This is a genomic window from Pseudidiomarina taiwanensis, from assembly GCF_003987435.1.
GTDB lineage: Bacteria > Pseudomonadota > Gammaproteobacteria > Enterobacterales > Alteromonadaceae > Pseudidiomarina > Pseudidiomarina taiwanensis.
On record NZ_PIQG01000003.1, the window covers coordinates 265,293 to 273,080 of the forward strand.

The following is a 7,788-nucleotide window of genomic DNA, read 5'->3' on the forward strand; positions in this document are numbered from 1 at the left end:
ATATTGGCACGCTAATTGCTTAATTGTTTGTAGCAATCGTTTACGATTTCACAAACACAAAAGGAAAGATTATGAAAACGGTCATTGCATCAGCACTTTTATTAGCAAGCTCGGGCGCCTATGCGCACAATTCATGTGACGCTGAGTTGCAGGGTGGATTAAAAATTGCAGAGAACAGCATCGAGTTTTATCAAGATGAAGTTCTGGTTTATCAGATTAATGATCAATCGACGCTTTGGGTGGACGGTAAGAAAGTAAATCTTACTTCAGCGCAGCAGGCACTGGTTGAGGATTATTCAACTCGTATCCATGCCATGGTTCCAGCAGTAAAAAATATTGTGATGGATGGAATCGATCTAGCAACGGACGGGATTAATTTGGCGTTTACCGAGTTAATGGGTGAGGGCAGCCAAATTACTGCAGCTCTCAATACTGAATTGGAAACCATCCGTACTGAAATAAATGCCAAGTTTGCGAGCCAAGAAGGCATCTATATCAACCATGATGGCGAAGACTTCCTCGGGGATGACTTTGAGCAACGCATCGAGCAAGCCGTTGAGAAAACCATGACCCAGTCGATTGGCAGTTTGTTGGTCATGGTGGGCAAAGAAATGATGCTCTCAGGTGGCGATGCCGATGCCTTTGAGCGCCGCATGGAAGAGTTTTCACAAACCATCGAAGCGGAAGTCGAGAAGCGTGCGGCGGCCATCGAAGGGCGGGCGGATAATATTTGCCGTGCGGTTGCAAAAATCGATGAAGTTGAAGACGCGATGCGTCAGCAAATCGAAGCGTTACGAGATTACGACATGATAACCGTGCGCTTAGAGAGCGATAAAAAAGCTTAATGCTGTCACACTTTTGCTTATCCGTTCATCTTAATTAGTACATACCGCAATAATAGGTGAACACTATGATGAACGTGGCAAGCAAAAGCATTATCTTACTGGCGGGGTTACTCAGTTTTCCTGCGCTAGCAGCAACAACCCAAGTCACTTTTAAAGATCCTGAAAGCTATCGCGATATTGAAGCGGTGAATGAGCTACAGTCGCGCTTTGAGGAGAAAATTTTCACCGGTTTACGTGAGCATTTTACGGCACTTGGCGAACTATTACCGGAATCGAATCAACTCAACATTACCGTAACTGAACTTGATATTACCGGACGAGTTGAGCCAACTTTCGGAGTCGGTGGTGCGCAGGCGATGCGCGTGGTTGATCGAATCGATTTCCCGCGGATTCACTTTAGCTACACTTATACTGACGCGAGTGGGCAGGTTGTCAAAACTGAAGAAGTGAAGCTCAATGACGTTGGCTTTGAACAAGGCATGCGTCGAGCTCTCCGCAGCGGCCGTGACCAGTTGTACTATGAAAAGAAGTTACTGGATGAGTGGTTCTACAAGAGCTTTGGAATCCGCCCTAATATTCGCTAAGTCAAATCAGTTGGAGAGGCGTTTTACTCGCCTCTCCAGCAATTTCTCGCACTAATTTAGGGACTAAAAATCCGGGCAACTCGCTCCGCAGTGCATTTTCCAAGGCCAATGCTTCGGCATCACTCACGGCAAAATGATGCGCTCCATCTACTTTATCAAGTTGGTGTAAGTAATACGGCAACACACCTGCTTCGAAAAGCTTTTCACTTAATTCTATTAAGATTGAAGCCTGATCATTAATCCCCTTTAACAGCACACTTTGGTTTAACAGTGTGATTTGATGTTCGCGCCAAACGTTGAGTCTTTTGACCAATTGGGGAGCGATTTCGTTGGGATGGTTGGTGTGCAGTACTAAAATGGCCTGCAAGCGGCTTTGGTCTAAGCGCTGCGCAAGCTCTGCTGTAAGGCGAGCTGGAATCACCACCGGCAAACGGCTGTGAATACGAATTCGGGTAAGCTGCGGGAGCTTTTCGAGAGCCTCCAGTAACCGCGCTAATTGCGGGTCAGTTGCGAGCAGTGGATCGCCACCACTTAAAATCACTTCATTGATTTCAGGGTGTTGTTCAAGATACTGGATAAGTTGTGCGCGTTCGGCTGCACCGAAATGATGTTCTTGGTATGGAAAGTGGCGGCGGAAACAGTAGCGACAATTAATCGCACAGCCACCGCGGAAAATAACCAGCACTCGAGATTTATATTTGTGCAGTAAACTGGGCTGTGCACCATCATGCTCGACTAATGGATCTTTGCTGTAGCCTGGAGCTTTATGAAACTCTTCGGCATGGGGTAAAACTTGCAGCAGTAGCGGGTCATTTGGATTCCCCTGTTCCATCAAGTTTACGAAATGTTTCGGAACGCGCATTGGAAACAGTGACCGAGCACCGAAGTGATGACTTACTTCCGATAGATCAAGTTGGAGTAGACGAGCCAGCTCTGCCGGGTCGCTTATGGCACTCGCAAGTTGTTGTTGCCAATCTGGGCGGATTCTCACATCGACGCCAGCTGCTTCGGATAAAACCATCATCGAGTCCCGTTAAAATTAATCAAACCACGATAATTTTACCTGAAAAGCGCGCGTAATTGGTTTATTATTGCGCGCGAAATTGCTTAATTTGATCGCATATGAGGACCCTATGGCGAACTTTAGCACCAATGAATTTAAAGCTGGCTTGAAAATCATGCAAGATGGTGAGCCTTGCAATATTTTAGAAAATGAAATGGTTAAGCCTGGTAAAGGGCAAGCATTTAACCGCGTCCGTATCCGTAAGTTGATTAGCGGCAAAGTCGTTGAGAAAACTTTCAAATCGGGAGAAACCGTTGAAGGTGCGGATGTAATCGATGTGGAACTTACCTATCTTTATAACGATGGCGAGTTCTGGCACTTTATGGATGACCAAACTTTCGAGCAGCTTGCAGCAGATGCGAAGGCTGTCGGTGATATGGAAAAATGGTTGGTCGAGCAAGACAAGTGCACCTTGACCTTGTGGAACGGCAACCCGATCGCAGTGACACCACCGAACTTCGTTGAACTTGAAATCATTGAGACGGATCCAGGTTTGAAAGGGGATACTGCTGGAACTGGCGGTAAGCCAGCAACTTTGAGCACTGGAGCAGTGGTGAAAGTGCCATTGTTCGTGCAAATCGGTGAAGTCATCAAAGTTGATACCCGCTCAGGTGAATACGTTTCTCGCGTAGGTAAGTAAGTCGCGATATGACGCAGCACTCTGACACTTGGCAGCCGACTATTTCGTTGCCGCTTCTCCGTCAGCGTGCTGCACTATTGCGGTCAACCCGTGAATTCTTTGCTTTACGCGAAGTGCTTGAAGTTGACACACCACTCCTCGGTCAGCGCGGTGTGACCGATCCCCATCTGGAAAACTTTGAAGTCCTAAGCTGCCACTATAGCCATCCGTTGTTGCTGCAAACTTCCCCAGAGTTCGCAATGAAGCGTCTGCTTGCTGCTGGAAGTGGCTCAATCTATCAATTAGGAAAAGCCTTTCGGAATGAGCCGCCAAGCCGTCGGCATCAGCCTGAGTTTACTCTGCTCGAATGGTATCGAGTTGGTTTTAGCATGCACGACCTGATGGATGAGGTCGATGATTACCTCCAACAATTGCTGCAACTCAAGCCGAGTCACTTAATTTCGTATCGTGACTTATTTCAGGATTATCTAGGCTGTGATATCTGCGCGGCCAATGGGCTCGAGCAATTACAAGCGAAGCTACAAGAATATCCACAGGTAGCCGATTTAGCCCAACGCGAAACAGATTTTGATACGCTTCAGCAACTTGCGATGAGCTGCGTGATTGAAGCGCAACTGCCGACCGACCGGGCGACCTTTGTTTATCATTTCCCAATTTCGCAAGCAGCATTAGCGGCTGTTTGTCCAACCGATACTCGCTTCGCCCAGAGGTTTGAGGTTTATGTTGGTGCTATGGAGCTTGCGAATGGTTATTACGAACTTACCGATGCAGCGGAACAAGCCCGTCGTTTTAGTGCGGATCAAAGCTATCGTGAGCGCCATCAGTTGCCTCAGAGGCAGGCGGATGAGCGCCTGCTTCGAGCTTTAGAGTATGGTTTACCGAGCTGTGCTGGTGTTGCGCTGGGCTTTGATCGTTTGGTCATGCTGGCAACCGGGCAAACCGACATTAGGGCCTGTATGCCATTCTCAATTGAGCGTGCCTGACTTACTCTTCTGGATTCATCATCTCTTGCTTGAATGGCTGTGATGTTATATTATAACAACATTATAGTTTAGTAAATTCTGAATAAGTTATGCAAAAATCACTCGACAAAACTGGTATCTGGGTCACGACAATTTGTGCGTTGCACTGCTTGTTTTTGCCTGTGCTATTGCCAGTATTGGCGTTGGTAGGGTTTAGTTTTGTCGGCGCTCCTCTATTTGAGCGTGTTATTCTAGCAGTGAGCTTACTGATTGGTGCGATCGCTATGGTGACTGGTTTTCGTCATCATCGACAAGTCGCGCCCATACTTCTACTAGCACTCGGTGGAGTACTTTATTGGTACAAAGATATCTTCGGCCATGTCGGTGAGCCAATTTTGATCCTAGCTGGCGCCGGTTTGATCGTGCTTGGGCATGTCAAGAACGTGCGCTTAACCCGCGCCTGTGCGTGTCACCTTCCTGCTAGCGATTCTCAGTCAGTGAGCGCTGTCTCAAAATAACACCTACCTCCATGTGGTGGGTGTAGGGGAACTGGTCAAACAGAGCAAGCTTCTCAATATTATGGGTGGCGCTTAACACGTTTAAGTTCTCAACCAAGGTTTCGGGGTTACACGAAATATATATAATGGTTGGATATTCACTGACCATCTGTAACGTAAATGGATCAAGCCCTGCGCGTGGTGGATCAACGAGGACTGTTTCACAAGCAAAACTGTGAATATCAGCCTCATTTGCCCGGCGTGATTCACGCTCACCTTTTAATGCAGCACTAAAATCTTCTGCGGACATTCGTACGACTGTAACATTATCAATCTGGTTTTTTTCGCAATTGTAGCGTGCCGACTGGACTGAAGTTTTGCTTATTTCAGTGGCTAAGACACGATTGAAATTCTGCGCAAGCGGCACGCTAAAGTTACCGTTACCACAATATAGCTCGAGCAAATCACCTTTGGCTGCTTTGGTCGCTTGCAACGCCCACTCGATCATGTGTTGATTTACCTTTGCGTTCGGCTGAGTAAAGCTATTTTCGACTTGCTGAAAGACATACTTACGGCCTGAGATATCGAGAGTTTCCTCGATCCAATCTTGAGTGAGACAGATTTTTTGTTTACGTGCGCGACCAATTAGGTGCAAGACATCACAACCGGTTTCATCGACTAACTGCTGGCGAAGTAATTCTGCTGCTTCACGCCAGTTATCATCTAGTTGCCGATGATAAATGAAAGAAATCAGAGCCTGTCCGCTAAGCGTGGTTGAAAACTCAATTTGGAACAGTTTTTGGCGCAATTCTGGCTTGTCCTTAATTATCAGAAACAATCGGGACATCAGCAGATTGATTAATTTAGTGGCGACGGGGAAGGCGTCGATCCTAATTTTTTCTCTAGTGTTGGGATCAAACATAATCGGGTAGATATCGTCGCCGTCATGCCATACTCGGAATTCCGCGCGCATACGATAATGTTCAGTTGGCGAGCTAAAGACATCAATGGAACCGGTGTAGAAGGTTTGCATCATTGCAGCTAGGGTCTGCTGCTTTTCTTCAAGTTGTTGTTGATAGTGCGCTTGGTCACAGACGTTCTGTTGCATGCTAACTGCCTTGCGATTCGTTGAGATTGCGGACGGCTATTGTAAAGCGTGGCGTCTACACAAAAAAGAGACAATTTCGTCTTGCGCTTTGATAGAAAAAGTTCGATATTGTTCAAACGCTTAGAAGATATAACTATCATCATAAGTAGAACATAATAATAAATCGAAGAAAAGAATAAGGCTAAATACCACATCAAGTCGAACCACAAAATGCGGCGTATTTGCAGTTACTGTGCTTTCTCTAGCGGTGTCGGCTGCTGTCCAAGCAGCTCCTGCTGATCAAGAACGAGTGATTGTCCAATTCAAACCAGGAAGCAAAGCGCAAGTTGAGCGTGGTACAGCGATCGAGTGGTCAAAAGAATGTTGATTTAGCGCGCTACGATTCGATGGCTGTAACTCTTCCAAGTGCGGTGCTAAAAGGCTTACAGAATAATCCAAATGTTGTTTATGTAGAGGAAGATGCTCCACGTCAATTACTGAGTACTGAATTCGAGCCAGGTACACCATACGGTATCGTGCAAGTGCAAGCAGACCAAGTCTCAGATGTCGCAGCGGGAAGTCGCAAAGTATGTATCATCGACTCAGGTTATGACTTAGGTCATCCAGATCTTCAGAGCGCGAGCGTAACAGGTCGCTTCAATAGTGATAGCGGAAACTGGTATACCGACGAGAATGGTCACGGGACTCACGTTGCAGGAACCATCGCGGTACTCGCTAATGGCGACGGTGTCGTCGGCGTATTGCCAAATGGCAATGTCAATCTTCATATCGTGAAGGTATTTAGCGCTACGAGTTGGAGTTATTCTTCAAGCCTAATCGCCGCTGCAACCAAATGTGCTGATGAAGGTGCGAACGTTATTAATATGAGCCCGGGTTGTTCAAGAGCAAGCCGCACTGAAGAACGCGCCTTTACAGATCTTAACGCTGCTGGTGTATTGAGTATTGCGGCTGCGGGTAACGATGGTAATACCCGTCATTCGTTTCCAGCGTCTTATGATGCGGTTGTGTCTGTTGCCGGTGTGGCGTATGACGCGAGTGCGATGGATGAAACAGCTCGAACTGCAGCAACCGGTAAATTAGTTGATTGTGGCGAAGGGGTAAGTGCCTGTGCATCAGCTGCAGGAGAGATATGTCTGATTTCGCGCGGTACCGTATCGTTCGCTGAGAAGGTACAAGCCTGTGAAGCAGGTGGCGGTGTTGGTGCGATCATTTATAACAACGAACCTGGTCCTCTCTTAAGTACGTTCGGTGGTTATATTTCATCAATCCCAGCGGTTGGCGTAAGTGATACTGATGGTGCGACAATGATGGCACAACTTGGCGCAAGTGCGACAGCCAAAGATCTTGGCGCTGCCGGGCGTGATAATGCTTGCGGTCATGGTCTAGTGCAAGCAAAAGCAGCGACTGACTATCTGACAACTTACGGTTGTGCGGGTAACAGTGGCGGCACTGGCGGCGGTGGTGACACCGGTGGTGGTAATTATAAAAAAGGCGGACCTAAGAGATAAACCGCGCTTTATCACTGTAATCTAGATATCAAAGCCCACTTCGGTGGGCTTTTTGTATGCTTTTTAGTCGAACTGACTGGAAAATCAGCTATCAGCAAAAAAACATAAAAAAATCCCCAAAAGGCCCTTGACGGGGGCAGTTAAATCACTAAAATGCGCCCCACGCTTTCGGCATGCACTGAAAGCGCCAAAACAAGCAATTTGAGATGAAAAAAAATTTTGCCGAAAGGCTTGACTCAAACTGCATAGGCTGTAGAATGCGCAGCCTGCTCGATGCGAGCGAACGTTCTTTAACAATTTATCAAGCCAAGCAAACTGTGTGGGCACTTACCGGATTCAGGCAGAGAAAGCATCTTTTGATGCAACAAGTATCCTTCTTTTAACGAAGGGATACACCTGACTGATTGGAAAAGTGCTTAACAAATTTAGATTTATTAAGTCATTGATTCAATGGGTCGATTAAACACTTTAAATTGAAGAGTTTGATCATGGCTCAGATTGAACGCTGGCGGCAGGCCTAACACATGCAAGTCGAGCGGTAACAGGAAGAAGCTTGCTTCTTTGCTGACGAGCGGCGGACG

General features: G+C 46.9%; 8 protein-coding genes and 1 rRNA gene. 7 read left to right on the forward strand and 2 right to left on the reverse strand.

Translation table 11 applies throughout. The annotated features are described in order from the left end of the window. Positions 1-71: 71 nt before the first annotated feature. Positions 72-845, forward strand: coding sequence for a DUF2884 family protein (locus tag CWI83_RS07995; protein WP_126827878.1), 774 nt, complete (start codon positions 72-74; stop codon positions 843-845). 65 nt (positions 846-910) lie between these two features. Then, a complete protein-coding gene (locus CWI83_RS08000) occupies positions 911-1,429 on the forward strand; it encodes a DUF3016 domain-containing protein (RefSeq protein ID WP_126827880.1) in 519 nt (172 codons plus the stop codon). 1 nt (position 1,430) lies between these two features. Here CWI83_RS08000 and epmB read toward each other — a convergent pair whose 3' ends face one another. Further along, positions 1,431-2,453, reverse strand: a complete 1,023-nt coding sequence (gene epmB / locus CWI83_RS08005) for an EF-P beta-lysylation protein EpmB (protein ID WP_241969909.1) — start codon at positions 2,451-2,453, stop codon at positions 1,431-1,433. 109 nt (positions 2,454-2,562) lie between these two features. On the opposite strand from epmB, the gene efp reads away from it, so the two are divergent. From efp to CWI83_RS08020, 3 genes are all read left to right on the forward strand, one after another. After that, entirely contained in the window at positions 2,563-3,132 is a 570-nt protein-coding gene (efp, locus tag CWI83_RS08010) for an elongation factor P (RefSeq protein WP_126827881.1), read from the forward strand. 8 nt (positions 3,133-3,140) lie between these two features. Next, a complete protein-coding gene (gene epmA, locus CWI83_RS08015; protein WP_126827883.1) occupies positions 3,141-4,115 on the forward strand; it encodes an EF-P lysine aminoacylase EpmA in 975 nt (324 codons plus the stop codon). An 89-nt stretch (positions 4,116-4,204) separates the two neighbouring features. Beyond that, complete coding sequence (locus CWI83_RS08020; RefSeq protein WP_126827885.1) at positions 4,205-4,612, forward strand: MerC domain-containing protein; 408 nt, start codon at positions 4,205-4,207, stop codon at positions 4,610-4,612. On the opposite strand, the gene trmA is transcribed toward CWI83_RS08020, so the two are convergent. Next, positions 4,575-5,699 (reverse strand): tRNA (uridine(54)-C5)-methyltransferase TrmA, encoded by a 1,125-nt coding sequence (trmA, locus tag CWI83_RS08025; protein ID WP_126827886.1) that lies wholly within the window; start codon positions 5,697-5,699, stop codon positions 4,575-4,577. The two genes, CWI83_RS08020 and trmA, sit on opposite strands and share 38 nt — an antisense overlap. Before the next feature lie 332 nt (positions 5,700-6,031). Here trmA and CWI83_RS08030 point away from each other — a divergent pair, with 332 nt between their 5' ends. Both CWI83_RS08030 and CWI83_RS08035 read left to right on the forward strand, forming a co-directional pair. Further along, on the forward strand, positions 6,032-7,207 hold the full coding sequence (locus tag CWI83_RS08030; RefSeq protein WP_241969910.1) for a S8 family serine peptidase: 1,176 nt from the start codon (positions 6,032-6,034) through the stop codon (positions 7,205-7,207). Between the two features lie 470 nt (positions 7,208-7,677). After that, a 16S ribosomal RNA gene (locus tag CWI83_RS08035) occupies positions 7,678-7,788 on the forward strand; the annotation flags it as partial.